General features: G+C 32.2%; 25 protein-coding genes, 1 pseudogene and 1 other annotated feature. Of the genes and pseudogenes, 8 read left to right on the plus strand and 18 right to left on the minus strand.

Features of this window, described 5'->3' with window-relative positions; translation table 11 throughout:
- Nucleotides 1-185 precede the first annotated feature (185 nt).
- On the plus strand, nt 186-1,019 hold the full coding sequence (locus tag BM319_RS11970) for an SGNH/GDSL hydrolase family protein (RefSeq protein WP_091022811.1): 834 nt from the start codon (nt 186-188) through the stop codon (nt 1,017-1,019).
- A 56-nt stretch (nt 1,020-1,075) separates the two neighbouring features.
- On the opposite strand, the gene BM319_RS11975 is transcribed toward BM319_RS11970, so the two are convergent.
- The 6 genes from BM319_RS11975 to BM319_RS12000 form a co-directional block, all read right to left on the minus strand.
- Complete coding sequence (locus BM319_RS11975; protein ID WP_091022813.1) at nt 1,076-2,305, minus strand: ABC transporter permease; 1,230 nt, start codon at nt 2,303-2,305, stop codon at nt 1,076-1,078.
- Nucleotides 2,306-3,190, minus strand: a complete 885-nt coding sequence (locus BM319_RS11980; protein ID WP_091022815.1) for an ABC transporter ATP-binding protein — start codon at nt 3,188-3,190, stop codon at nt 2,306-2,308.
- Nucleotides 3,191-3,929: 739 nt separating this feature from the next.
- A complete protein-coding gene (locus BM319_RS11985) occupies nt 3,930-4,331 on the minus strand; it encodes a DUF350 domain-containing protein (RefSeq protein ID WP_069034569.1) in 402 nt (133 codons plus the stop codon).
- Between the two features lie 23 nt (nt 4,332-4,354).
- A complete protein-coding gene (locus BM319_RS11990) occupies nt 4,355-5,599 on the minus strand; it encodes a glutathionylspermidine synthase family protein (RefSeq protein WP_091022817.1) in 1,245 nt (414 codons plus the stop codon).
- A gap of 2 nt (nt 5,600-5,601) precedes the next feature.
- Nucleotides 5,602-5,955, minus strand: a complete 354-nt coding sequence (locus BM319_RS11995; RefSeq protein ID WP_069034571.1) for a hypothetical protein — start codon at nt 5,953-5,955, stop codon at nt 5,602-5,604.
- 103 nt (nt 5,956-6,058) lie between these two features.
- A complete protein-coding gene (locus tag BM319_RS12000) occupies nt 6,059-6,574 on the minus strand; it encodes a hypothetical protein (RefSeq protein WP_091022818.1) in 516 nt (171 codons plus the stop codon).
- Between the two features lie 94 nt (nt 6,575-6,668).
- On the opposite strand from BM319_RS12000, the gene BM319_RS12005 reads away from it, so the two are divergent.
- The gene (locus BM319_RS12005) at nt 6,669-7,109 is read left to right on the plus strand and encodes a hypothetical protein (RefSeq protein WP_069034573.1); all 441 of its coding nucleotides are present in this window, start codon (nt 6,669-6,671) and stop codon (nt 7,107-7,109) included.
- 62 nt (nt 7,110-7,171) lie between these two features.
- Here the strand turns inward: BM319_RS12005 and BM319_RS12010 are convergent, their stop codons facing one another.
- The 6 genes from BM319_RS12010 to zapA all read right to left on the minus strand — a co-directional run bounded on the left by BM319_RS12010 (nt 7,172) and on the right by zapA (nt 13,691).
- The gene (locus BM319_RS12010) at nt 7,172-7,627 is read right to left on the minus strand and encodes a GNAT family N-acetyltransferase (protein WP_069034574.1); all 456 of its coding nucleotides are present in this window, start codon (nt 7,625-7,627) and stop codon (nt 7,172-7,174) included.
- A gap of 9 nt (nt 7,628-7,636) precedes the next feature.
- The gene (locus BM319_RS12015; RefSeq protein ID WP_069034575.1) at nt 7,637-8,506 is read right to left on the minus strand and encodes an alpha/beta hydrolase; all 870 of its coding nucleotides are present in this window, start codon (nt 8,504-8,506) and stop codon (nt 7,637-7,639) included.
- Between the two features lie 229 nt (nt 8,507-8,735).
- Entirely contained in the window at nt 8,736-11,090 is a 2,355-nt protein-coding gene (locus tag BM319_RS12020) for an endonuclease MutS2 (RefSeq protein WP_069034576.1), read from the minus strand.
- A 16-nt stretch (nt 11,091-11,106) separates the two neighbouring features.
- A complete protein-coding gene (gene polX, locus BM319_RS12025) occupies nt 11,107-12,831 on the minus strand; it encodes a DNA polymerase/3'-5' exonuclease PolX (protein ID WP_091022820.1) in 1,725 nt (574 codons plus the stop codon).
- Nucleotides 12,832-12,880: 49 nt separating this feature from the next.
- Nucleotides 12,881-13,408, minus strand: a complete 528-nt coding sequence (locus BM319_RS12030; protein WP_069034578.1) for a CvpA family protein — start codon at nt 13,406-13,408, stop codon at nt 12,881-12,883.
- Complete coding sequence (gene zapA / locus BM319_RS12035) at nt 13,401-13,691, minus strand: cell division protein ZapA (protein ID WP_069034579.1); 291 nt, start codon at nt 13,689-13,691, stop codon at nt 13,401-13,403. Before zapA ends, BM319_RS12030 begins: the two co-directional genes overlap by 8 nt.
- A 97-nt stretch (nt 13,692-13,788) precedes the next feature.
- Between zapA and rnhC the strand changes: the two genes are divergently transcribed.
- Nucleotides 13,789-14,721: a ribonuclease HIII gene (rnhC, locus tag BM319_RS12040; protein WP_091022822.1), complete on the plus strand. Its 933-nt coding sequence runs from the start codon at nt 13,789-13,791 to the stop codon at nt 14,719-14,721.
- Between the two features lie 62 nt (nt 14,722-14,783).
- Here the strand turns inward: rnhC and BM319_RS12045 are convergent, their stop codons facing one another.
- Nucleotides 14,784-15,056, minus strand: coding sequence for a hypothetical protein (locus BM319_RS12045; RefSeq protein ID WP_091022824.1), 273 nt, complete (start codon nt 15,054-15,056; stop codon nt 14,784-14,786).
- Nucleotides 15,057-15,175: 119 nt separating this feature from the next.
- Between BM319_RS12045 and BM319_RS12050 the strand changes: the two genes are divergently transcribed.
- Nucleotides 15,176-15,616: a DinB family protein gene (locus BM319_RS12050; RefSeq protein WP_069034582.1), complete on the plus strand. Its 441-nt coding sequence runs from the start codon at nt 15,176-15,178 to the stop codon at nt 15,614-15,616.
- Nucleotides 15,617-15,630: 14 nt separating this feature from the next.
- Nucleotides 15,631-16,080, plus strand: coding sequence for a PH domain-containing protein (locus BM319_RS12055; RefSeq protein WP_091022826.1), 450 nt, complete (start codon nt 15,631-15,633; stop codon nt 16,078-16,080).
- 367 nt (nt 16,081-16,447) lie between these two features.
- On the opposite strand, the gene BM319_RS12060 is transcribed toward BM319_RS12055, so the two are convergent.
- Nucleotides 16,448-17,062, minus strand: a complete 615-nt coding sequence (locus BM319_RS12060) for a PH domain-containing protein (RefSeq protein ID WP_091022828.1) — start codon at nt 17,060-17,062, stop codon at nt 16,448-16,450.
- Between the two features lie 313 nt (nt 17,063-17,375).
- Here BM319_RS12060 and BM319_RS12065 point away from each other — a divergent pair, with 313 nt between their 5' ends.
- The gene (locus BM319_RS12065; protein ID WP_069034585.1) at nt 17,376-18,932 is read left to right on the plus strand and encodes an ABC-F family ATP-binding cassette domain-containing protein; all 1,557 of its coding nucleotides are present in this window, start codon (nt 17,376-17,378) and stop codon (nt 18,930-18,932) included.
- Between the two features lie 63 nt (nt 18,933-18,995).
- Here the strand turns inward: BM319_RS12065 and BM319_RS12070 are convergent, their stop codons facing one another.
- Nucleotides 18,996-19,589 (minus strand): nitroreductase family protein, encoded by a 594-nt coding sequence (locus BM319_RS12070; RefSeq protein ID WP_025569070.1) that lies wholly within the window; start codon nt 19,587-19,589, stop codon nt 18,996-18,998.
- 257 nt (nt 19,590-19,846) lie between these two features.
- Entirely contained in the window at nt 19,847-21,535 is a 1,689-nt protein-coding gene (gene argS, locus BM319_RS12075) for an arginine--tRNA ligase (protein ID WP_025569068.1), read from the minus strand.
- Nucleotides 21,536-21,577: 42 nt separating this feature from the next.
- Nucleotides 21,578-21,799 (minus strand) — a binding site (T-box leader).
- 121 nt (nt 21,800-21,920) lie between these two features.
- On the opposite strand from argS, the gene BM319_RS12080 reads away from it, so the two are divergent.
- Together BM319_RS12080 and BM319_RS12085 are read left to right on the plus strand one after the other, a co-directional pair.
- A complete protein-coding gene (locus BM319_RS12080; protein WP_025569067.1) occupies nt 21,921-23,006 on the plus strand; it encodes a tetratricopeptide repeat-containing glycosyltransferase family 2 protein in 1,086 nt (361 codons plus the stop codon).
- A 151-nt stretch (nt 23,007-23,157) separates the two neighbouring features.
- Entirely contained in the window at nt 23,158-24,216 is a 1,059-nt protein-coding gene (locus BM319_RS12085; protein WP_139226523.1) for a glycosyltransferase, read from the plus strand.
- A gap of 21 nt (nt 24,217-24,237) precedes the next feature.
- Here the strand turns inward: BM319_RS12085 and BM319_RS12090 are convergent, their stop codons facing one another.
- Together BM319_RS12090 and BM319_RS24715 are read right to left on the minus strand one after the other, a co-directional pair.
- The gene (locus BM319_RS12090) at nt 24,238-25,614 is read right to left on the minus strand and encodes a glycosyltransferase (RefSeq protein ID WP_025569064.1); all 1,377 of its coding nucleotides are present in this window, start codon (nt 25,612-25,614) and stop codon (nt 24,238-24,240) included.
- Between the two features lie 222 nt (nt 25,615-25,836).
- Nucleotides 25,837-26,448 (minus strand): annotated as a pseudogene (locus tag BM319_RS24715) (collagen-like protein); the annotation flags it as partial.

The following is a 26,448-nucleotide window of genomic DNA, read 5'->3' on the forward strand; positions in this document are numbered from 1 at the left end:
ATAAACAGTTTTAACAATTGATTTAAAGTTTTGTTAAGTTGATTTTATTTGAATAAATGTAATATAGAATAATTTTTATATATAAAATGTTACATGCAAAAAAATCCTATACTATTGTAATTTCATTTTTAGTAAATAGGCTTTACATGTTTATGAAATAAATATGTGTAAAAAGGGTGATTTCTATGGGTAGATTAACCTCTTTTGTAAAACGCATTTTTAATACATTAACCAATATAGCTGAGACAAAAGGAAAAAAAATAACCGGTTACAAATCAAAAAAATGGATTAGTTACGGAGATAGTATCACTTCGTCTAACGGATGGCAGCCGGCTGTAGCGAAAAGGTTAGGCTTGACTCATGTAAATAGAGGGATTGGCGGCACAACTATAACTGAAAATGGTTCGATTGCCTGGATTGATCAAAATGGAAATTACAAAGGTCAACCACCTAAACCACAGCCAAATGGAACGATAGAAATTTTATCAAGTATGTGTAACAGTCAAAGGATCAATGCTACGATTCCACTTGATACTCAACTTTTAACAATAATGGGTGGAACAAATGACTTTGGTAGAGGTCTTCCTTTAGGAAAAGGATTCCCAACAAATGAACGACCCAATTTAGACGAGTCTACATTTATCGGTGCTTTATGTTCAATGATTGAAAAAATACAAACAAGATTACCAAATTGTTGGATTATTCTTATGACGCCTGTACCTAGATACCACAACGGAAAATATGAAGATAAAAATAAAGCCGGTTATTTAACATCTGATTATGCTAGAGCTGTAAAAGATGTAGCTACATTTTACGCATTGCCATGCATCGACCTATACTCTAATGTTGGGTGGAATAGAATGAACGGTGAATATTATTTAATAGATAGTATGCATCCAAATAAAACTAGAGGATATAAACGTGTTTCAGAGATTGTAATTGGAGCGTTAGAAGTTCTACAGCAAGATGTTAAAAGTAGTATAGAAGAAGAGGATACTAATCAACCAACAGAAAATTAGACAAATAAAAAAATAGATCTCAAGTGTCATCAATTTGACCTATGAGATCTATTTTTTTATTGTCTTTTTAATAATCTAGCTACATCTTTCCACTTTACTTTTTCACTGTAATACATTACCCCATTAACATAAATACGGCTAGCAACACGAGTTAAAATCATAATTGAAACTAGTAAAATTAATATACTAGCACTTATTTCTATAAAACTCATTTCTCCACTTACAAATCTAGAAAATGCTACAAGTGGAGCAAAAAATGGAATATATGAGCTAATTTGAACAAATGTACCAGTTGGATTTACTAATGCATTAATACTAATAAAGAATGCCGCTACGACTAAAATAGTAATTGGCATCAAGACCATTTGAAGCTCTTCTGTTCTTGAAACAACTGATCCAATTGCAGCGTAAAGTAATCCATAAAGTAAATAGCCTAATAAGAAATAAACTATAAATGCAATGATGGTTGTAGTATCTAATGCCTCTAAATCTATTTTCATTCCGAAAAAAGATATCGCATTAGTATTAACCCAGCCTAATAAATTAGCAAAAAGAAATCCTATTCCTAATACAATTAATTGTGCACAAGCTACAAAAAATACCGCAATGACTCTTCCGTATAAAGTCACGACAGGACTTACTTTTGGTAGCAATACCTCCATTACCCTAGAAGACTTCTCAGCAACAATTCCCGTTGCAATTGAGTTTCCATAAATTAATAGAAACATATACAATAAGAAACCAAAAAAGTAAGCAATTCCAAATGTAGCCATAGGATTTTTTAGAACATTTTCATTTACTTCTACTTTTTGCAATAACTTTGTTGCAGATTCAGGCGATAGCTTTAAATCTAGGGCAGTTTTATTTAAGTAATTTTGCTGTAAAGTCATATTTACGACTGAAAGCAATTCACTATTTGAAAACTTTTTATACGTATATTGAATGGACGGGACATTGTTCTTTTCGGAAAGAATAAGCAGTCCATCTTTTGATCCATCTTCAACTTGATTTTTTAAATCTTTTTCTTTTGACGCATCACTCTGCTCAATCTTTGCGGATTTAATCGTTTTGTTTAAACTAGCAAGATCTACCGAATAGTTTTTCGAATTATTTATCAATACTATTTTATCTTTATCCTTACTACTCTTTTCTGTACCAGCAAAATATTTTTGTACGCCAAACATTCCAACGACCAATACAAATAAAATAATACTCATAATCATCGTTGCTCTCGCCAAAAGACCTTCACGTAAATGAAATAAAAAGACCGTACTAAACTTTTTCATTTATTTCGCCCTCTCTATAAAGATATCATTTAGTGTAGGCTCTAATAATTGGAACTTCTTAATAAAACCCAAGTCTGACTTAATACGATTTAAAATCGTAAAAGCCTCCTCATCACTTTTTACCTTTACGTAAATTCCTAATTGCTTTTGTTCATAGCTAACATTATTGGAATCTAGGATTTGTTTAATCGATGTTATATCTTCTAAAATTAAATTTCTATACCCATAGTCTTCTTTTAAGCTACTTAAACTACCTTCCGCGACTACATTACCGTTCTTAAGTATACAAACATGCTCACAAAAAGCCTCCACTTGATCCATACGGTGGCTTGATAATATAACCGTTTTCCCTTTCTGAATTTGTTCAGTAATAATTGAAGCCATTAACTCCGCATTAACTGGATCTAGTCCACTAAATGGCTCATCTAAAATAATCAATTCAGGGTTATGTAATAAAGTTACAATTAGTTGAATTTTTTGTTGGTTACCTTTTGAAAGCTCCCCGGCCTTTTTATTTCGATAATGTGGTATTTCTAGACGGTCAAGCCAATATGTTATTGCTATATCAACCTCTTTATTAGACATACCTTCTAATTTCCCGAAATATTTAAGTTGATCAACAACCTTGCTTTTGGTAAATAATCCTCTTTCTTCAGGTAAATACCCTACCTTTACTTTATCAGTTTTAAATGGGCTCCCTTTCCAAGTTATTTCTCCTTTTGTAGGTGTAAGAAGACCTAATAACATTTTAATGGTGGTCGTTTTACCTGCTCCATTTCTACCTAATAAACCTAATACTCTTCCGGTAGGCAAAGTAAATGATAATTCGTTAACGGCAATAGTATCTCCAAAATTTTTAGAAAGCTGTTTTATTTCTAAAGTCAATGCTCTTCCCCCTTTTTTGAAGTTTAAGTAAAAAGATAATTAAATGTAATTCCTATACATTAAGCATACATTTAAAAGAATTTTAATAAAAGGTAAAAATCGTATTTACTTTGCTTGTTTATCCAACTTGCATTCTAAATTGAATTTTAAAAATGAGAATGCCAATCTAGCATTCTCATTTCACGTTGTAGTAAAAAGAAGTTGTCAATTAGATAAGTAATATCATGTTGATTTCCACTACAGGGTGCTCGCTTTCCGCGGGGCGAGATTCTTTAGCCTCCTCGGCAAGCCTGCGGGGTCTCAGCCTTCCCGCATATCCCACAGGAGTCGATCACCCTTTCGTTCCAATCAACTTATTCATCTAAAAAAGTTTATCTTTAAAAACTTTAAAATAAGCTTTTTGAGGAAGTACAGCCTTATCTTCAATAAAATTAGGAAATCTACAAAATGACCATGAATCATAAAGAAAAAGAATAGACGAATTATAAAAATAGAAGAAATTAAATTAAAAATGTAAACACAAAATTAAATCTTCTCAATTCGTGTTCATAAAAAAAACGGTTTAATCTTTTATCAAAAATCTTACCGATATATAAACATAAATAACTAACACTGCACCAATGAAGATTACAACTTTATCAATAAATCTTATTTAGTTATCTATTTTTAATATTGACTATGCTATATTTCAACACTCTGAAAAAATGAGAATGCCGCTCTAGCATTCTCATTTTTTTCATTAATATGAAATACTACCTGAAATTAATAAACCTACTGTTACACTTAATGTAAACAATAATGCAGCTACTGCAATATTTCCTTCTTCAACCTTTTTAGCAAACGAAATTTTTGGAAATAATACAAATTCTGCAATCCAATATGTAACCATTTGAGCAATAATACCAACTAAGCTCCAAATAATGAAATCACCATAGTTAACTGAATACTTTGCCGCTGACATAATAACAATTGCTAACCCTACTAATTTTCCCGCTAATTTCAGTGCAACGGCAATATTACCATCCTCTAAAATTAATTTTTGTTCACTCATCTTAGTGGTAAAAGTAAAAGCTAAAAATCCAATAAATAAAAGAATAAGTCCCGATCCTAAATACATCAACGTACTAACAATACTATCCATCTATCTTCTCATCCCCTCATTAATTAATTCTTTTCTTCAACGATTCCTACAGGTAAAAAACAACTTTCGTTTCCGGTAATAATATTCCCGGCACGGACACCAATTGCTCCGTATTCTTCTTTAATTAAAAAACTACCTATTAATACATGTAAATCTAGCATTCCATCAGGTGTCATAACCTTTCTCATAGGTAAAGGTGAATATTGTTGAAACACCATAACTTGATCATGATAGTTATTTTGTTTACTTTGTTGACGGTTTTCTCCGTTAACAATCTTAATTGAATCTCCTTCACGGCCAAATGCAGGCTTCTCAACATATGGAAGATTGTTTTCTATAAAGAAATCTGGCTCTAAAAATGTTGGTAGAAAATGCTTTCTAATTACATCATGTTCTTCTTCAGTAAAAACATCTGATTCCTCTATATGTAAATTCCAAATTAATGCTTGAACAGCCTTGGATTGTAGTAAAAATGCAGATAATGGATTGAAAATAATCAATTTACCGTCTTTTACAAGTTCTAATAGTGCCAGGCCAATTTTTGTTCCATCTGAAGATTGATCAAGTTCAAGATGTTCAATTGGATAGGTCTGTCGGTAAAGAATGTGTATTCTTTCCCCTTTAGGTGTATAAAGACCATCGTTTTCAATAATCTGTAAATCTTCTAGCGCTATTAATTGACTCTTACCATTGTATAGGGATTGGATATATTTAGCTGTCTTCCAATCTTCTTCATGATCACCATGAGCTGTAAAAACGATAATTGGTTTATCTAACCCTTTTATGCTTTTATTGACAACATGATTTATGACGTTCGAAAGTTTCATTTCACTTTCAGCGTTAGGGTTCTTCAAGTTAAAATAATCCGTAATGTAACCATTGACATGATGGGTCTCCATAATAAAAGTTGGGGTGTCACTATTGCATTCATAATGTTTCCAACCATCTACTGTACGAACAAGGTCAATTCTTCTAATGATACCTTCACTTTCAATCGTTTTATAACGTAAAAAAGGTACGATTTCCTTTGAATAACCAAGCATATAAAAAATATCATCGGGTAACTGTCTCATTAACCGAGCAGTCTTATCATAGATTTTTCCAATTTGCTCCGTAATTGTATGAATTTCATCAACCTCATTTTCAGTCAATGGATAATGGTCTAATAAAGCATAATATGAATCTTGTAGATCCGCCCAAAAATCTGGAAGTTTTTGATATACTTCTTTGCGTTTTCGTCTATGATTCTGTAAATTCACATTATCCATTATTAACCACCAAATCCTCCAGATGAACCTTTTCCAAAACCACTTTTAGAAGACGAAGTATGCCCTGCATATTTACTAGAAGATTTATAGCTCTTATAAGAACTACTAGCATGAAGTGCAGTTCTTGTTGGATAAAATATTCCGCCATGATAATAACTATGGTAGTAATGACTAGTGCTATCATCACAAACCCAAACACCTTCGTCATCATCAAACTCCCAATCACGACAATCGTCATTTTTTGGTTTGTCTGGTCTATCAGCATTTTGAGAACCACAGCCGGCTAATGTACTTACTGCTAATCCACTGGTTAATGCGATACTAACTTTTTTCATTAATAATGATGTTTTTGACATTGGGATCTCCTTTCAAGAATTAAATTATTCTAATCTATACTAAACTAATCTCTCTCTTAAAGTATATAGAATTTAGCTTTAGCATCTCTCGTTAACTATTAAACTAACCTCCAAATCCTCCAGATACTCCACTACCAAAACCACTTTTTTTAGCTGAGGAATTTGTTCCTTTAATAATGCCAGAGGATTTGTATTGATTAAAATCATTGTTGCTATATAACATACTTTTTGTTGCAAAGAATGAGCCTAAAAAGAAGAAATTCCGATAAAATGAGCTTGAATTATCATCACAAATCCAAATATTGTCTTCATAGTCAAATTCCCAATCACTACAATTTTCATCATCAGGCATTTCAGAATCCGTATATACAAATTCTGTTTCCTCACTATCAGTATAGTCAGTCTCATCTAAACTATCTTCAGTCGTCGTCTCCTCATCAACCTCATTTACTTGGTTTGTATTTTCATAGACCGGTTGACTTGTTTCATAATAATCTTGAGAATTATCGGTTGTCTCAATCGACTCTGGTTCAGATCCACACCCGGTTAATGAACTGATTACAATACCACTTGTTAAGGTAATACTCACTTTTTTCATTAATTTTGATGTTTTTGACATTGTATTCTCCTAGTTCAATATATAAATACATACATTTCTATCCTAAACTGTGTTATATACTAATGTATATACAATTATTAAAGGAGTTTGAACAATGTTTAATACAGACAACATCTTTGTTCTTGAATATCGATTACTTGATGGAGAATTTACACGACCTATTTACCATTTTCCATTTTTATCAAAGGTCCAAATCTTTACAAGAAGATATTGCGATTACTTTATTTTAAATGGTTTCGTTTACGAGAATAGGGGCTCTTATATCGAGGAAGATCGGTATGTAATTGAAGTAATTGAATCGGATATGGAAAATACTCCTTTTTACCATCTAAATAGACCTTTAGGCATTGAAATTAGAGATGTCGATACTTTTGATGAAATTCATTTCTATGAGAGCGGAGATGAATTGGATCTACTTTCTTGGCTTCAATCAACTTATATAACAATAAATCATCAAATTTACGAACAAACTTCAAATGAAGTTGATCAAGACCGTAATACTTACGTGATGTATGTCAAACTTTATAATGAATAAAAAATAGCTACCTAAGTCTTCTTAGGTAGCTTCAGTCTGATAATCATATATTAGTACTTTGTCTATAAATTTTGTTCTAGCTTGATTAAATCCTTACACTGTATACCATTTTCCCAAATTTCTTCATCATAATTATCAATAAAGAAATTGTGAAAAACAGTACTGATTTGAAATCCGCAATTTTTATATAATGTTAATTGGTATGTACTTGAGTTTCCTGTACAGATCGAAATTTTCGAATAACCAAGTTTTTTAGATTCATTTATTCCAAAGTGAATTAAATTTTTTCCAAATCCTTGTCCTTGGAAGGTCGGATCAATTGCAATATTTTTAATTTCAACCTCTTCACTTGAATTCTCCATTAATACTAATACACCTACAAGTAAATTTTGGTCTAGTACTTCATAAATATTACTCTTTTGAATATATTTATCTACCATTTCTTTTGATGGGTCAGCTAGTAACAATAGATTCCAATGATCTTTCGTTAGAAATTGAATTTTATTAATATGATTCATTGATACTCCTTACTTTTTTAATCTTGCCTTTAAATAATTTATCGTATCATTGGTAGATTTTTGTACCGAAAGATTTGTAAATCCATGGTTTCCATTTTTAAGCGCAATCAACGTAACCATTTTTGGATTTTTTTTAGCAAATCTCTTAGATTGACTGAACGGAACAAGCTTATCTCCTGTACCATGTACGATAAAGATTGGCACTTTTGTCTTTTGTACATATTGAATAGGACTCATTCGATTATACTCATCTGTCATTTGATCAACAGTACTATTCATATATTTATCTACGATTTCCGAACTTCTTGAAGAAGGAGACTGATTCATCGTCGTTAAGTCTGAAATTGGATACCAAGCAATAATATATTTTATTTTGTTTTGAATATCGGGCTGAAGACCAGTTAATAAGGCTAAGTGTCCACCAGCAGAAGCACCAGCGATCCCAATTTGATTTCGATCAATTCCTAATTCTGTTGAATTTGTGTAAATAAAGTCGATTGCTGTTTTCACGTCACGAACTGGAAAGTTATATGAATAATTTTCTTTTGAATAAAGTGTGTAGTCTATACTAATTGCTGTATAACCATCTTTTACTATTTCATTAAAAATCGTACTCCAACGTTTATTTAACGCTTTACTTCCATATCTCCAAGAACCACCATGAACAAATATCAACGTTGGTGATGGACCATGTGAATTTTTAGATCGGTATATATCAAAGGTTTGTGGAACTTGGGCAGGATTTGTGTAACGTACATCTCTTTGCACAATAATATCTTTACTTACATCATTTATCTTCTTTTGGTGTTTATGTTGAAAACCATTAAATCCAACAAAGACAATAACAAAGATGACTAATGCTAAAATGATTTTCTTCAAGCCAATTCACCTTTCTAATAAAAAAGAGACTAACTCAGGTTATGTCTTCTAAGTTCATTTTTATGTAAGATTTTGAACGTCCACATAAATTAATAGAAATACATTAATGATGCTAGTCTCAATTACTTTATTTAATAACTGTTACATACAAAATTCCCCAAATTAAAAATACTGCACAAACCGTAAATAATATTTTTGCCAACTTTTCCATCTTAGAACCCCTATTACCTTATTTTAAATCGACAACAGTAACACCTATTCCGCCCTCGGAGGCTGCTCCATATCGATATGATTTAACTGATCTGTGTTTTTTCAAGTATTCTTGTACCCCTTGTCTCAATGCGCCAGTTCCTTTTCCATGAATGATATTAATTCGAGGATAACCGGCTAATAATGCATCATCGATATATTTTTCAACACGAATTAGCGCATCTTCATATCTTTCACCTCTAAGATCTAGCTCAAGATTAACATGAAAATCTTTACCTTTTACAGAAGTGACAGTTCGTTCTTTTACTTCTTTAGGAGAACTAATATATTCGATATCTTTTTCTTTAACTTTCATCTTAATAATACCGAGCTGAACTTGCCATTCACCTTCACTAACTTGATCAAGCAGTGTCCCTTTTTGATTAAAGCTAATTACTTTTACTTCGTCACCTTCACGAAGCTTTCTTTGTTTCTTCGGAGCTGCCTGAGGAATGGTTTTCTTTGGAGCATAAGGAATTGCCCCTTCCAAACGAGTTCTTGCCTCAATTAATTCATGATCTTTAATAGAAGCTAATTGGCTATTCTTTAACGATCTTAGCTCTTTAATAATTTCCTCAGCTTCTTGTTGTGCTACTCTGACACGCTTTTTCGCTTCTTCCTGTGCGCCACGATATAATTCATCACGGTGTTCATAAAATTCCATCATTTGCTTTTGTAAGTCTTTGAATACACGCTCTGATTCTTTACGGAAATCTTCTGCTTCTTTCCATTCTGTTTCTGCACCTTTTCTACTCGTTTCTAAAGATGCAATCATATTTTCAACTTCATTACTTTCTTCACTTACATGATTTCTTGCTTTTTCAATTACACGATTTGAAAGTCCAAGTCTTCTAGAAATCTCAAATGCATTACTTCTACCTGGAACACCAATTAATAGTCGATAAGTCGGACTTAATGTTTCTACATCAAATTCAACACTTGCATTCATAACGTGCTCTCGATTGTAACTATATGCTTTTAGTTCAGGATAATGCGTTGTTGCTACTACTCTAGCACCGTATTCACTTACCTCATCTAATATTGAGATTGCTAAAGCTGCACCTTCCTGTGGGTCAGTTCCAGCCCCTAATTCATCAAATAATACAAGACTACTATGATTCACATGTTTTAAAATATCTACAATATTCACCATATGCGAAGAGAATGTACTTAAGCTCTGTTCGATTGATTGTTCATCACCAATATCGGCGAAAATTTGCTCAAACACACAAATTTCTGAACCGTCTAGTGCCGGAATTTGTAGACCAGATTGTGCCATTAAAACACAAATACCAATCGTTTTTAAAGTAACTGTCTTACCACCCGTATTTGGACCAGTAATAACAATCGTAGTAAAATCCTTACCTAATTCTATATCATTAGCTACTACTATATCCCTTGGAATTAGAGGATGACGTGCTTTTTTTAATTTAAAATATCGATCATTATTTAAAATTGGTTTACTCGCCTTAATTGAATGCGAATAATTAGCTTTGGCAAATAAGAAATCCATTTCTGCTAAAATTTCAACATTTTGCAATAAATCTGCTGAAGCCTCAGCTACTTGCCCTGTTAATGCCATTAAAATTTTCTCAATTTCTTGCTCTTCTTTAACTTTAGCTTCTTGTAAACTATTGTTTAATGTCACGACAGCCTGTGGCTCAATAAATAAGGTTTGTCCAGAAGAAGATTGATCATGCACAATACCACCATAAACATGTCGATATTCTTGTTTTACTGGAATAACGAAACGATCATTACGAATCGTTACGATTGAATCTGATAACATTTTTTGTGCATTTGCACCTCTAGTTAGACTCTCTAATTTTTCACGAATTCGAGCTTCAGCTGTTCGAACTTGTCCACGAATTGTTCGAAGTGTCACACTAGCGTCATCTAAAACTTCTCCATTATCACCAATAGCAGCTTTTATATTTTTATCTAATTCTAATAAAGGAATGATTTGCTCACTTAATGATTCTAAGTATGGAATTTCTACTTCACTCTCAATTAAGCCCTCAATAAATCGAATCATTTGACGCCCAGCATATGTAACACCCGAAATCGCAATTAGCTCAGAAGGAGATAGCATTCCACCAATATCTGCCCTTTTTACTTGCATTCTTATATCCGATAATCCGCCTAGAGGTACATTTCCTCGTAGACGAATAACTTTCACAGCTTCGTCGGTTGATTCATGTAGTTCTACAACTTCATCATAACTAGTACTTGGTAAAAGGTTTTTTATCCGTTCCTTACCTAGTGAAGATGAAGCGTGTTTAAGTAATTGTTCTTTTATTTTATCGTACTCTAAAACTCTTAACGTACGTTTCATATGCCCCGTAACCTCCTTACACTCGATTACGTTTCCTTTCAATCAAGCTTAAAAGTTCGTGTAATTCAAATGTATTTACAATATTTTCTCTTTTTAACCAAGCCTTCTTGGCCGCACTAACCCCGACAGTCATATGCTCTAGCATATCAATGTTATGTGCATCCGTATTAATAGATAGCATCACACCAGCTTCCTGTGCCATAATTAACATTTCTTTATTTAAATCTAAACGATTTGGATTTGCATTTAATTCTAAAATTGTACCTGTTTCTTTTGCTACAGAAATTAATTCTTCAGCATTTACTTTGTACCCAGCTCTTCTACCTATTTTGCGTCCTGTTGGATGCCCAATCATGCTAACATAAGGGTTTCTCATTGCATTTTTTAAACGCATCATGATTGTCTCTTCATCTTGACTAAAGCTAGAATGAATTGATGCAATAACAAAATCAAGTGAACGTAAAACATCATCTTCGTAATCTAACGATCCATCAGGTAAAATATCCATTTCTACCCCATGCAGAATTGTGAAATCAGTGTATTTTTCATTAACACGCTGAATTTCTTCTTTTTGTTTCCATAAGCGCTCAGGAGTTAAACCGTTCGCAACCTTTAAATATTGTGAATGGTCTGTGATGACAATATATTTATACCCCTTCGCACGACATGCATCTGCCATTTCTTCGATTGAATAGCCACCATCACTCCATGTAGAGTGCATATGTAAATCAGATTTCATATCTTCTAAACGAATTAATGGGTAATCGTTTGTAAAAGTTGAAACTTCCTTTCCATCCTCTCGAATTTCAGGTGGAAAACAAGGTAAATTAAAGTGAGCATAAAAATCTTCTTCATTATCAAATGTTAGAACTTCTCCAGTATTAACATTCTCAACACCATACTCACTAATTTTTTCCTCACGTTCTTTAGCCAATTGACGCATAGCTACATTATGATCCTTAGAACCTGTAAAATGATGCAGCGTTGTCGCAAACTCCTTAGGTTGAATAATTCGGAAGTCAACTGAAATCTCATATTCAACACCTTTTAAAACAAGAGAAACTTTTGTATCACCTTGTGCAATTATTCGAACGATTTCCGGCATCGAAAGTAATTGTTCTTTAATGCTTTCCGGTTTATTTGATGCAACAATAAAGTCTAAATCTTTAACTGTTTCACGTACTCTTCGTAAGCTGCCTGCTCTTGAATACTTTTCAACATCGTTCATTTCTGCTAAATAAGCTTCAATTTTATCAGCAATTGGTAATACATCTGCAAGCGGCAAGCGTTCAGGCTGCTTACCAAACTCCTCAATTGATTCTAAAATATTTTGCTCTGTCTTTTTTCCGAATCCAGCTAGCCCTTGTAGCTTACCATTTAAGCATGCTTCTTTTAATTGCTCCATGCTTTCAATTTGTAATGTTTGATAAAGCTTAGCTACTTTTTTCCCACCTAATCCTGGTAGTCTGAGTAAAGGAAGTAAAGTTTTAGGCAATGATTCTTGTAGTTCTTCCAATACCGTACTTTTACCAGTTTCAATATATTCTAAAATTACTGCAGAAGTCCCTTTTCCGATTCCTTTTATTGCAGTAAAGTCGTCGATTTGCTCAAGACTTCTTTCATCAGTTTCTAATGCATTTGCCGCTTTACGAAATGCTGATATTTTAAAAGCATTCTCACCTTTTAGTTCTAAATAAGTAGCAATTTGTTCTAACAGTTTAATTAACTCTTTTTTGTGCATTTTAAGTCACCTACTTAACATAGAAATTGTTTTTTCACTAAAAATTCGATTAAAGTATCTCAGAACTAGAAATTCCGTTCCATAATTCCATTAATTGATTTGATATAAATGGTGTATGTTGAACCATAAAATACGCAATATTTGATTTATGTAATAAAACATGTAGCGTATCTATTGGTACGATTAAAGCGATAAAAAGCGCCAAAACCGCAAATAAATAAACCTCTATAAAACCAAAAATACCACCTAAGAAGGAGTTCATCTGCTTTAAAACAGGTAATTGGAAAACTCCATTTAATAATGAACCAATAAATGAAATAACTAGCCTTGTCCCAATAAATAGTAAAGCAAAGGCAATAATTTCATAGACAAACTGATCTGCGTTTACGACTTGACCACCGCTTATATGAATTGGAAATATTTTTTTAAGCGAAGTAGCGGTCTGCTCATAATAATGATAAGCTAGGTATATGGATAGTAAAAAACCTAGTAATCGTACAAGGCTGCTAATAAATCCTCTTCTCCAACCTGTCAAAATTCCTAAACTAAAAATAATAAGTATAATTAAATCAATCATTCTCGTTCTGCTCACTTTTCGTTTGTTTTTCTAATAATTTTTCGAGCATTTCAGCTCTTTCTTTTAATTTTACATAATCACTTACAATATTTATTGCTGTTAATACAGCTAATTTATTAGTATCTAATAATGGATTCTTTTTATTTATTTCTTTCATTTTATCATCTACAATTGAGGCAACATGGCGAATATGATCTGTTGACTCGTCACCAGTAATTGCATAATGTTGCCCATAAATAGTTACATTTAGTTTTTGTTTCGATGAAGAATTGGACAACTTCATACCTCCATTCAGCTATAAACATTCTAACCTTAACTATAACATGAAATTCAATACAATCAAAAGTATTGGAAAATATCCATTTATAAAGGAGAAATTTATGTCAAACACTGTATTAACAGTTTCTGAGGATACTCTCTTAAAGATGAAAGCACACTACCAAAGTAGCCTTCAATCAAAAGTACCACAAGGTGGAGTATTTATGGCCAAACCAAGTGGCTGTACAATCACTGCATATAAATCTGGTAAAGTAATGTTTCAAGGCTCAAATTGTGATGCTGAAGTAAGTAAATGGCAAGGTAAATCGGCTAGCCAAACTACTAAAAAGGTAAACCCAACAAATACGAAATCAACTTTACCAAAAAACTTTTCAAGTCTTGCAGTAATAGGTAGTGATGAGGTTGGTACAGGCGACTACTTTGGACCGATGACTGTAGTAGCTTCTTTTGTAGAACCAAGTCAATTCGAATTATTAAAAGAATTAGGCGTAAAAGATTCGAAAGAACTAACTGACGAGGCCATATGCAGCATAGCAAAAAAAATTGTTCATGTCGTTACCTACAGCCTCTTAGTACTACACAATGAGAAATACAATGCTATGCAAGAAAAAGGCTATAATATGAATAAACTAAAGGCTCTTTTACATAACCAAGCAATTCGAAATACTATTTCAAAATTGGAAGATAAAAAATATGACGCAATTTTAATTGATCAATTTACTCCTCCAAATCTGTACTACGGATATTTAAAAGGAACAAAAGAAGTTATTCGTGATAAAGTTCAATTCGCTACAAAAGCAGAAGGTTTGCATCTCTCAGTTGCAGTTTCTTCGATCTTAGCCCGCTATGCTTTCCTACAACAAATGGATCAATTAAGTGAAAAAGCTGGCATGACCTTACCAAAAGGTGCAGGAGCAAAAGTTGATCAAGCCGCTGCAAAACTAATTAAAATAAAAGGTTTTGAAGCTTTACGAAGTTTAACGAAATTACATTTTGCTAATACCGAAAAGGCATTAAAGATTGCTAAAAAATGATTTTCATCAATGCATTCTTACGGATATGGAAACATCAAAAAAGCTGTATTCTAAACATTCATTTAGAATACAGCATCTAATATAAATATTATGAAACCTAATAGGCTAGCAACTTGTTTTTGTTTTTTATATCGAAGCATCGGTTTAGATAATAAAAATAAACAAATCAAAAATCCAAAAGGGATCGGTAACCAAAATAACCTAAATGGTAAAGAAGCTAGTACATAATAACCGATCATTTGAAACCCAAGATTATTAACATCCCGCTTAATGGCATCTTTATAAACTGCTAACACTCCAACTAACAATCCGACATAAAGTAAAAAGATTAACATCAAGCCACCTCCAAGATTGTCCTACTAATAACCTATTCACCTATGGCTTGTCTAAAGACTCATAAAGAAAAATGTTTAAACATATTCATAACATGTAGAAACGAAGGAGGAATATTTAGATGAATAATTTAATAAACGAATTTAGCAGTCTAATCCAATCCGTTCCAAAAATCATCAGAGCCTTATCGAATACAGATTATAAACCAAGTCCTACAAAATGGTCTAAAAAAGAAATCCTCGGACATCTTTGCGATTCTGCTACTATGAATCATAAAAGATTTATAGATAGATTGTCCTCTAAAGATGAACTAGTTTTGGAGCTTTATAAACAAAACTCATGGGTAGAATTAAATGATTATCAAAATAGCTATACAATTGAAGAAATTCTTACGTTATGGACTGCCTTAAATTCACGTTTCATGATTGTGCTCGCAAACATTTCGGAAGAACAATGGAAACTACAATATACTAGTCAAAACGAAGAATCTGTTACACTGAGTTGGTTATTTACTGACTACATTGACCATATGAAACACCACTTAAATCAAATATTAGGATAGGATCAAGGTGTGCCATGAAATTTAAAGTGAAGAAAAACCCTCTATTAGTCGTCCTAATTCTGAGCTTAATTCCCATCATTATTTCAGTACCCATCATCAGCATAATTGAAGCTGATCGTACAGGAATCATATTAAGTTTAGTAGTTTTTGTCTTTTTATTACCAATATTGATTGTTCTAGCTTGGGCATTATTCAACACATACCATGAATTAACAGAAACCGAATTCAAATCAAAATTTGGATTTATAACAATTATCATTCCATATAATGAAATTAGAACAGTTAGTTTCTCGAATAATCCAATTTCATCACCTGCCTGGACCTTTAAACGCTTAAAAATCGAATACAAAAAGTACGGATTTGACTTACTTTCACTTCCTGAAAATGAAGAAAACTTTTTACAAGAAATAAAAAAACGATGCCCAGATGCTACTATTTTAAACCGTCAAAGAGCAGAAGATTAATTTTAAACTTTAATCAAAGAAAACTCACAAGGTAAGGTATATGTTCCTTGTGAGTTTTCTTTTTATATTCTTGATTTGGTAAACTGATTACTCCAAAAATAATAGGAGATTTCACTAATGAAACCTTTATGAGTTACTAAATTTCAGCTTTTTCCATTTTTACTTACTCATGAGCCCTTTATGAGGTACTATATCTCAGCTTTTTGCTTTTTTACTTACTCATGAACCACTTATGAGTTACTATATTTCATCTTTTGTTTTTTTACTTTTCATGAATCCTTTATTCGTATTTCTCTAATTTAAGACATTCACCAGCACAAAAAAAGTCTCATAAGCACTTTGACTTACGAGACCTTTCTTTACCTTATTAGTTATTAATATACTTCTCAAATACTGATCCGAAATCTTTAACTTTGTATTGTTCTCTTGACTTCATTAACCATTCAAAAGCAGCTTCATTAATTTCTTTAAAACTGTTCACTAAATTATTTTCATTTGAAGTTACTCGGCCTAATGTTGAAGAAGCAATTTCGATGCTTTCTTTTGCATATCCTAGTGCTTTTTCGTTTTCATGACTAATTTCAGCAATCATTAGTAAAGCTTTATACAGATCCTTAACTTGTTCAATATGTTTTTTATGAACATCAATCGAAAACTCTCTACCGCCAATATTGAACTTAATTTCAACATCTAAATCAATTGTACCAGCTGTTTCAAGTAAAACATGTGTGATTTTATGTGTGTGATAATTATAACGATGAAGTGTACGCTTCTTACTGATTGCACTTGTACCATCTAAATGAATTAAGGCTTTATTCGTAAAGCAATACTCATCTGATTTTGATTTAATTAAGAAATAAATTTTTTCATTATCTTCATGCATTACATAATCGTCAGAATCAACTTTGTCATAATTTTTCGGTTCAATAACACTACCTACATCACTTAAACCAAGCATATCTGCAGCAACTTTACCAAACATTAAACTTCCTCCTCTGAATAGTAGGTATGGCTAATTGTATATTTATACGCCTTTTAAACCCACTTTTTGACTATTACACTTCTGAATTATACATTAAATACAAAAATATGGGGATAGGAATAGTAGGGGGATATGGATTTTTTTTCCTTTTTTAAAAGGTCCCCTCGCTTCTAACTCGCCCCCCATACGTTATAACTTAATTTACTGTTGAACACATACCCTGTTGCAGACTATAATTAGATGGTGACTGTTTAAATTACGTTCTTTCATAAAGAACATTATTATATGAAAAATAAAGAAAAGGTGTCGATCTATGAGTATTTTAACTGTAAAAAACTTAAGCCATGGATTCGGTGATCGTGCAATTTTTAATGATGTATCATTCCGTCTATTAAAAGGTGAACATATCGGTCTTATTGGTGCAAATGGTGAAGGTAAATCAACTTTCATGAATATCGTTACTGGAAAATTACAGCCTGATGAAGGTAAGGTTGAATGGTCTAAAAAAGTACGTGTAGGTTATTTAGATCAGCATGCTGTATTGCAGCCAGGTATGTCAATTCGTGACGTATTAAAAAGTGCTTTCCAATATATGTTTGATATGGAAAATGAAATTAATGATTTATATGTAAAAATGGCTGAAGCAACTCCGGAAGAAATGGAGAAAATGCTTGAAGATGTAGGTGTTCTTCAAGATACTTTAACAAATAATGATTTCTATATTATTGATGCTAAAGTTGAAGAAATTGGTCGTGGTTTAGGTTTAGAAGATATCGGACTTGATCGTGATGTAACAGAACTTTCTGGTGGTCAACGTTCAAAGGTTCTTCTATCAAAACTTCTTTTAGAAAAACCAGATATCTTATTACTCGATGAGCCTACTAACTATTTAGATGAGCAACATATTGAATGGTTAAAGCGCTATTTACAAGAGTATGAAAATGCATTTATTTTAATTTCACATGATATTCCTTTTTTAAATAGTGTTATTAACTTGATTTATCATATGGAAAACCAAGAATTAAATCGTTATGTTGGTGATTATGATAATTTCAAAGGAATTCATGAAATGAAAAAATCACAATTAGAATCAGCATATAAACGTCAACAACAAGAAATCTCTGAACTAAAAGATTTCGTTGCTCGTAATAAAGCTCGTGTTTCTACTCGTAATATGGCTATGTCTCGCCAAAAGAAACTTGATAAAATGGATGTAATTGAGCTTGCACGTGAAAAGCCAAAACCAGAATTCAACTTCAAACCTGCTCGTACTTCAGGTAAATTAATTTTTGAAGCAAAAGATTTAGTGATTGGTTACGATGAGCCTCTATCAAAACCGTTAAATCTACGTATGGAACGTGGACAGAAAATTGCTTTAGTTGGTGCGAACGGTATCGGTAAAACGACGTTAATGCGTAGTTTACTTGGTGATATTAAACCAATTTCTGGTGAAGTTGAGCGCGGTGAATTCCTTCACATTGGATACTTCGAACAAGAAGTAAAAAGTGATAATAATAAAACATGTATCGATGAAGTTTGGGATGAATTCCCATCATTTACACAATATGAAGTTCGTTCTGCACTTGCAAAATGTGGTTTAACGACTAAGCATATTGAGAGTAAAGTTGCAGTTTTAAGTGGTGGAGAAAAGGCGAAAGTTCGTTTATGTAAGTTAATTAATCAAGAAACAAACTTACTTGTACTCGATGAGCCTACTAACCATTTAGATGTAGATGCTAAAGAAGAACTAAAACGCGCACTAAAAGAGTACAAAGGAAGTCTTTTAATTATCTGTCACGAACCTGAATTCTACCAAGGATTAGTTACAGATGTATGGAATGGCGAAAACTGGACTACTAAGGTGTTTTAATTAATATAAAAAAGAGAGACGAAAAAATTGTTTTCGTTCTCTCTTTTTTGTTTTTCAAACCTTTTAAAGTGAAATATTTTGACTAAGCTTTGATGTCCATTCACTTGGATGTTTTCTTTTCTTTGTTCCTTTTGGGATTGAATTGATATAACCGATATGAAGAGCCCCTAAAATTTTTCGATTCTCGGGAATACCCATCTCTTTGTAAAATTGTTTATCAAAAATATAAGGATTTGTTCGCCATACCATTCCAATATTTTTTTCCCAAGCTGCTAATTGTAAATTTTGAACAAATGCACAGGTTGCTCCAATCGCTTCTAGATTTTTCTTTTCATTTTCTGAGTGGTCTGCCGTAATAATTAAATGCATTGGTGTGTCGATGATATATGTTTTAAAGAATTCAGTTGATTTTTTAATTTTCTCAACTGTATATGTTTCAGTTAATTCCATTCTTTCATAGCTATCTACAATTTTTGAAGCATAATATTCTTTTTCTTTTTCTTCTGATACCATAATAAATTGCCAAGGCTCTTCTTTGCTGTGGAAGGGAGCATAAGATGCTGCTTCAAGTAGCTCCATTAAATCATCCATATTAATTGAATCCCTTTTTGTATCTCTAATCGTTCTTCTATTTTTAATAAAATTTAATATCGACATTGAACGTTTCCCCTTATTCTCTAAATATCTTAAATTCATTATAAATGTAAATGATAATCATTTTCAATAAAAGTTTTAAATTTTAATTGTTTTCTTAGACCATGTTAATCCTTTATGATTTGGATACATTGTTAATCGTAATCCTTACATAATTATTTATATGTACTAAAAATTAGAAAGACTGTGTTTTGTGTACTACGATCAAATCAAAAAGAAAACAGGTATTGAAGATAAAAATTTCTTCAATACCTGTTACTTTACATTTCTTTTGGAGCACGTATTCCTAATAATCTTAGTCCTTCTTCTAAAACAATTGAAACGACTTTAATTAATGCTAATCTACTCTCTAATTGGTCATCATTTGTTAGAATATGAGTATTTCCATAATATTTATTGAAGCTTTGTGCCAAATCTATTGTATATTTAGCAATGACAGATGGTTCAAATTGCGCAAAACTACGTGTAACTTTATTTGGGAACTCAAGTATATGTTTTATAATGTCCCAACTATATGAATCATCCAGTCCATCTTGTTTATTTAAATCCTGTGATGAAGCTTTATCTAAAATTGAATTTGTTCTCGCTATTGAGTATTGTACATATGGCCCTGTTTCACCTTCAAATTTTAGCATTTGGTCTAGTGAAAATTCGATGTTATTCATACGATCATTTTTTAAATCTTGGAAAATAATTGCACCGACTCCAACCATTTTTGCAACTTCTTCTTTATTTTTTAGTGTAGGATTTTTTTCTGCAATATTCTGACTAGCTAAGCTAATTGCTTCCTCAATTACTTCTTCTAAAAGAACAATTTTCCCTTTTCGCGTTGACATTTTTTTACCGTTTTGTAGGATTAAACCGAATGGAACATGTACCATTTCATTCGCCCATTCATAACCCATTTTCTTCAAAACTGTAAATACTTGATCAAAATGCAATGCCTGTTCTCCACCTACAACATACACCGCCTTATCAAAATCGTATGTTTCTTTACGATAAAGTGCAGCAGCTAGATCTCTTGTAGCATACAGCGTAGCTCCATCAGATTTTCTAATTAAGCATGGTGGTAATTCCTTTTCAGTTAATTCAACAACATCAGCACCCTCAGATTCCACTAAAAGGTTTTTTTGCTCTAGAAGTTCAATAACGCGGTCCATTTTATCATTGTAAAATGCTTCTCCGTTAAAGCTATCAAAGTTTACACCTAATAAATCATAAACTAACATGAATTCTTTAAGGGACTCATCACGGAACCACTTCCATAAATGTAAAGCTTCTTCATTTTTTTCCTCTAATTGCTTAAACCAGCTTCTAGCTTCTTCCTCAAGTTGAGGCTCTTTTTCAACTTCTTCATGAAATTTAACATATAATTTTAAAAGTTCTTTGATTGGATTTTCTTTTACTGCATCTTGATTACCCCAAAGTTTATAAGCAACAATTAATTTCCCAAACTGTGTTCCCCAGTCTCCAAGGTGATTAATTTTTATTGATTTATACCCATTTTTTTCAGCTATTTTAGCAATTGAATTTCCAATCATTGTTGAACGCAAGTGACCCATCGAAAATGGCTTTGCAATATTTGGTGAGGAACAATCAATCGCAACCGTTTTGTCTTCACCAATTACTTGATTTCCATATTCCTTCCCTTGACCAAGAACTAATTCAATTACTTGCTTACTTACTAGCTTTTTATTCAAAAAGCAGTTTACGTACGGGCCGTTCGCTTCTACTTTTTTAATTAAATCATGATTAATCTGTAGTGCAATTTCCTTTGCAATTATAACTGGAGATTTTTTTAATGCTTTTGCTAATTGGAAACAAGGAAATGCTAAATCACCTTGATCTGCATAATTCGGTTTTTCAATAAGTGAGTTAATTTCAGTTAAAGTTAGTGACCCATTTAAAGCTTTTTCAATTTGTTCACTATACATATTTACATAATTCATTAGGATCAATCCTCTCCAAAATATAAAAAACCCGTCTCTATCATAAGAGACGGGTTTAACTAATCCGCGGTACCACTCTAATTGTTCAAATATATTGAACCAGCTTTAAAATTTGTTAACGAGGTCTTCCCCGGCAAAGTCCTACTATTATTTCAGACTGCTTCTCCGAAGTGCGCTTCATCATATTCGCTCTGTTAGGCTTCCACCATCCCCAACTCTCTACAAGATTCAAAATAAGATTACTCTCTTCATCTAAAAATTTTCAATATTCATTTTTTCCATTTAATCATATCTAATGTAGAAATTCAAGATTAAATATTTTTTGAACTTTATGAATGACACCATTTGTTGACAACCTTAATAACATAAAATTGAGGTGGAATTCATGAAAAAAAACCCAATAACTTTAAGTCTTTGTATGATTGTTAAAAACGAAGAAGCTGTACTTTCCAGATGTTTATCATCTGTATCTAATATAGTAGACGAAATTGTCATTATTGATACTGGTTCTACAGACAAAACAAAAGAAATAGCTAAAAAGTTTACAAATTCAATATATGATTTTACTTGGATCAATGATTTCTCGGCAGCAAGAAATTTTGCTTTTTCTAAGGCAACGAAGGACTATATTATGTGGCTAGATGCTGATGATATTATCACTGACGAAAATGCGAAAAAATTACTTAAATTAAAAAAGTCATTATCTAAAAATGTCGACGCGGTCGGAATGAAATATCATCTAGCTTTTGATGAAAATGGTAATCCGAGCTTTAGTTCTGTACGTAATCGAATCGTTAAGCGAGAAAGAAACTTTAAATGGATTGGTTTCGTACATGAATATTTAGAAGTTTACGGCGAAATTATTCAATCGGATGCTGCAATTATCCATCAAAAAGACAAAGAGTTTTCTGATCGCAATTTAAAGATTTATGAAAATGCGATTTCTTCAGGTAATGAATTAAGTCCGCGTGACAAATACTATTATGCAAATGAATGCGTAGATCATCAGTTATACGAAAAGGCAATTGAATGGTATAAATTGTTTCTTGATGAAGGAAAAGGCTGGTACGAAGATAATATTCAAGCATGTGGTAAAATGGCAGACTGCTATTTAAATCTAAACGAATTGGAAAACGCGATAAGTAGTTGTCTAAGATCTTTTTCATATGATGGTCCACGTGGAGAAAACTGCTGTCGTTTAGGATTTGTATATCTTCACAAAGGTGATTTTACACGTGCTATTTCATGGTATAAACTTGCCACACTTGTTGATGTTCCTACAAGTAGTCCTTTTATTAATCAAGCATGTTACACTTGGTTACCTAATCTACAGCTATGTCTTTGCTATAGTCGATTAGGCGATCAACTTACTGCTAGAAAATATAATGATATAGCAGCAAGCTATGTTCCGAATAACCCTTCTGTTCTTCACAACAAAGAGTATTTCCGCTCATATTTTAAAGATCAATAACTTACCCTTACTATCTACTAACTTTATATTTCCTATCCTATCTGTTTAGTAACTATAATAGATGATTTGGAAACTACTAATTAAGTATATCAACACTAAATTATTATCAATCATTTAATACAAAATTAAAATTATAGAAAAGGGTGATAGCTTGATCACAGTCAGTTTATGCATGGTTGTACAAAATAATGAAGCCACAATTGAAAGATGTTTAAGTTCAGTTAGTAGCTTAGTTGATGAAATTATCATCGTTGATATGATTTCCCACGATCGAACGATTGAGCTAGTAAGACAGTTTACAGACCAAATACATGTTTTTGATGGTGTGGATGAAATAAATGCATTAAATTTTTCAAAATCATTGGCAACAAAAGACTTTATACTTTTACTAAACCATAGTGAAGTTTTACTAGAAAATGATCGTTTAACATTTTCTAATCTAAAACAATCAATAAACAATGAAGTTTATAATGTAGCTGTCGATTATCAAATCGGTTGGAATGTAAAAAGTAAACAAATAATTAATAGATTATTTAAAAGATTAAGTCCAAAAAGTCATTCCCCGAATATGAAAAATGAGCAAACCTCTAAATCATTTTCTACTAATCTTGTTATTACAGATCTTCCTTTTACACAAAATACAAAAGAAAATATTCAAATATATGAACAAATGCTAACTAACAACCTCAAGCTTTCAACAATGGATTTGTTTTATTATGCGAAAGAATTAAGCTCAGATCATCAACATGATCAATCAATAAAGTATTTTTTAAAATTTTTGAGATTAGATCAGCCTTTTGAAGAACTTAATATTCTTGCTTGTCATTATATTGCTAATTGTTATAACGAGTTTAATCTAAGAGACTTAGAAACTACTTGGTTATTAAGAGCTCTTAAATATGGCAATACCCATCCAGAAACATGTTGTAGATTGGCTTATACTTTTTTTGAGAAAAATAATTTCAATTCGGCTATTTATTGGTATAAAGAAGCAATCTTAAATAAGGTGAACAATCGTTTAATTCTTCTCAACCCATCATGTACTACATGGCTACCACATTTACAGCTAGCTGTCTGCTATGACAGAATAGGTGAATTGCACCTTGCAAATGAGCACAATGAATTAGCCTATCATTTTTACCCAACACACCCAAGCATTCTTTCAAATAGAGAATATTTTTCAAATAGATTAAATAACGAAGGCAGCTGAGGACTCTCAACTGCCTTTTAATCATTTTTTTCTTATTAACAAGAGCATATTATATATTTCAAGATTTGAAGTTAGTTGTTCAAGATTTATTCCAAAACTATGAGCTAAATGAACTACTTCTTCAAAAAACAACTTAATATTTAAATCTACATTTATTTTTTCATTCTTTTTCGTCGTCACTTCAAATTGGTCAGTTGGAAATAGCGTATTAATTGTTTGAGGCGTGAAAAATCTAATATTTTCTTTTTTCAATATTCCCGCGTGTAAATAATTCCATTGGCCTTGTAATAATTGAAAGAGAACTTCACCATGGGAAACATTTGGAACTCTACAAATAATTGACCCAGATGGTTTTAATAGATTGGTAATTTCTTTTACAAAACTCCAAGGATCTACAAGCTGGTTGACAATATTATCAATTATGATTAAATCAAAAAACGCCTCGGGGTAACTGTGGGAAACTTCTCCAATTCCAATTTTATCAATCCTCTTGTAAAATTGTGATGCAATAGAGGATAATTCTGAATCACTTTCTGTTCCATATAATTCACATTTATATAGATTTTTAATTTCTAGACCTGTTGCTCCAGCTAAGCAACCAACTTCTAATACATTATTTGTGTTACCTGGTACCATCTCAATAATTTCCGTCTTCGGATACCCAATATCTATTAATTTGTTTCCCCACTTCTCGATATACTTCATTCTATTTTCAATATATAGGTGATTTATGTTAATATCACTATTTCCATTGAATGTCATGTGCCCATAATGATGAACAAATGAATCTAATGCAATATGCAATTCATATCCTTCTAAAATAGTCCTTAAACAAATATCATCATCTTCAAATGACCCTAGTTTAAACCTTTCATCAAATCCTTCTAATCGATCAATTAATTCGCGTCTAACTAATAAACAAAATCCTACTAATCTTAATACTTGCTTTGACATTCCTTTTACACTTGCACAATATCTTAATGAAAAATCATTAATTTCTTGATCATTTTGATAATCAACATTAATTCGCTGTAATCCACTTACATAATTACTTACAGGTCCAACCATGCCAATTTTATCATTACTATATAAAAGAGTAAGCATTGCATCTAACCAATTTTCTGTAACGATTGTATCATTATTTAAAAATAACAAGTTATCACCTGTAGCGACTTCAATTCCTTGATTACAACCTTTAGCAAACCCCATATTTATCTCATTAAAGATTGTAATAAAGGAAGGATATTTTTTTAAGTAATCTCTTGTGCCATCAGTCGAGCCATTATCAATAACAATAATTTCTACTTCATCTTCCTTTGTATATTTAGCAAGACTTTCAAAGCATTTTTTCGATACCTCGAGCTGATTATAAGTCAAAATAATAATACTAGTTTTCAATTTAATAAACACCTTCTTAAAATCTCACTGCATCAGCAAGTATGATTTTTTCAATCTATACCAATCATTTATTAATTAACACATACATTAATTAACATATTCAAAGATAGAATATTTGGTTAGTATTAATTCAACAACTATAAACAAAAAAATCCTCGCTAACAATAGTTAACGAGGACGGTCATCACCTTAGGATAGATTACTAATCTCTAAAAGTGATTGTTAAACAATACGATGAACTGACCAGTTGATACCTGCTGTATTGTTTCCACCTAAAGTAAGCGGTACAGTTAATCCGTCAGCCTCGTAGAAGAGTCCAATCACATCTCCAGCAGTCAATTCTAAGTCTCCAGTAATCGTTACAGTTCCATCACCTAAAATTGCTCGCAGATTTAGTACTAGTGCAACATTTACATCTAAAATTGGTACTAGTCCACTTAATAAATCATCAGTCGTTGGTGATGTTCTGCGGAATACAAATGAAGGATTTATACCTGCTCCGAGTGATGCAGTTAAAGTTGCTGTAGTAGAGTAACTAATTGTAGCTTCAAAAGTATAACGCCCTGTTGCTGGAACAGTGAAATTACCTGTTGTTGGATCAAAAGTAGTTGCATTGAAGAATGGACTTGCAACGCTCCATCCAGTTAACTGCGTACTTGCAGCAGTACCAACGGTTGGAATAAACGCAGAGAAACCTGTAGAAAGTACATTTGGACCTGTTGGACCTGTTGCTCCCGCTGGACCTGTCGCTCCGTCTGTTCCTGTTGCTCCTGTTGCTCCTGCTGGACCTGTTGCTCCTGCTGGGCCTGTCGCTCCGTCTGCTCCTGTTGCTCC

The sequence above is a fragment of the Bacillus sp. UNCCL81 genome, from assembly GCF_900112535.1.
Classification (GTDB): domain Bacteria; phylum Bacillota; class Bacilli; order Bacillales; family Bacillaceae_G; genus Gottfriedia; species Gottfriedia luciferensis_B.

Excerpts from the sequence above, each read along its gene's own strand:
- BM319_RS12070 (WP_025569070.1), bottom strand. The coding sequence starts at position 19,589 with ATGTCGATATTAAATTTTATTAAAAATAGAAGAACGATTAGAGATACA.
- BM319_RS12065 (WP_069034585.1), top strand. The coding sequence starts at position 17,376 with ATGAGTATTTTAACTGTAAAAAACTTAAGCCATGGATTCGGTGATCGT.
- BM319_RS12050 (WP_069034582.1), top strand. The coding sequence starts at position 15,176 with ATGAATAATTTAATAAACGAATTTAGCAGTCTAATCCAATCCGTTCCA.
- BM319_RS12000 (WP_091022818.1), bottom strand. The coding sequence starts at position 6,574 with ATGTCAAAAACATCAAAATTAATGAAAAAAGTGAGTATTACCTTAACA.
- BM319_RS12045 (WP_091022824.1), bottom strand. The coding sequence starts at position 15,056 with ATGTTAATCTTTTTACTTTATGTCGGATTGTTAGTTGGAGTGTTAGCA.
- BM319_RS11970 (WP_091022811.1), top strand. The coding sequence starts at position 186 with ATGGGTAGATTAACCTCTTTTGTAAAACGCATTTTTAATACATTAACC.
- zapA (WP_069034579.1), bottom strand. The coding sequence starts at position 13,691 with ATGAAGTTGTCCAATTCTTCATCGAAACAAAAACTAAATGTAACTATT.
- BM319_RS12055 (WP_091022826.1), top strand. The coding sequence starts at position 15,631 with ATGAAATTTAAAGTGAAGAAAAACCCTCTATTAGTCGTCCTAATTCTG.
- BM319_RS12060 (WP_091022828.1), bottom strand. The coding sequence starts at position 17,062 with ATGTTTGGTAAAGTTGCTGCAGATATGCTTGGTTTAAGTGATGTAGGT.
- BM319_RS11985 (WP_069034569.1), bottom strand. The coding sequence starts at position 4,331 with ATGGATAGTATTGTTAGTACGTTGATGTATTTAGGATCGGGACTTATT.
- BM319_RS12010 (WP_069034574.1), bottom strand. The coding sequence starts at position 7,627 with ATGAATCATATTAATAAAATTCAATTTCTAACGAAAGATCATTGGAAT.
- BM319_RS12005 (WP_069034573.1), top strand. The coding sequence starts at position 6,669 with ATGTTTAATACAGACAACATCTTTGTTCTTGAATATCGATTACTTGAT.
- BM319_RS12080 (WP_025569067.1), top strand. The coding sequence starts at position 21,921 with ATGAAAAAAAACCCAATAACTTTAAGTCTTTGTATGATTGTTAAAAAC.
- polX (WP_091022820.1), bottom strand. The coding sequence starts at position 12,831 with ATGCACAAAAAAGAGTTAATTAAACTGTTAGAACAAATTGCTACTTAT.
- argS (WP_025569068.1), bottom strand. The coding sequence starts at position 21,535 with ATGAATTATGTAAATATGTATAGTGAACAAATTGAAAAAGCTTTAAAT.
- BM319_RS12020 (WP_069034576.1), bottom strand. The coding sequence starts at position 11,090 with ATGAAACGTACGTTAAGAGTTTTAGAGTACGATAAAATAAAAGAACAA.
- BM319_RS11975 (WP_091022813.1), bottom strand. The coding sequence starts at position 2,305 with ATGAAAAAGTTTAGTACGGTCTTTTTATTTCATTTACGTGAAGGTCTT.
- BM319_RS11995 (WP_069034571.1), bottom strand. The coding sequence starts at position 5,955 with ATGTCAAAAACATCATTATTAATGAAAAAAGTTAGTATCGCATTAACC.
- BM319_RS12030 (WP_069034578.1), bottom strand. The coding sequence starts at position 13,408 with ATGATTGATTTAATTATACTTATTATTTTTAGTTTAGGAATTTTGACA.
- rnhC (WP_091022822.1), top strand. The coding sequence starts at position 13,789 with ATGTCAAACACTGTATTAACAGTTTCTGAGGATACTCTCTTAAAGATG.
- BM319_RS11990 (WP_091022817.1), bottom strand. The coding sequence starts at position 5,599 with ATGGATAATGTGAATTTACAGAATCATAGACGAAAACGCAAAGAAGTA.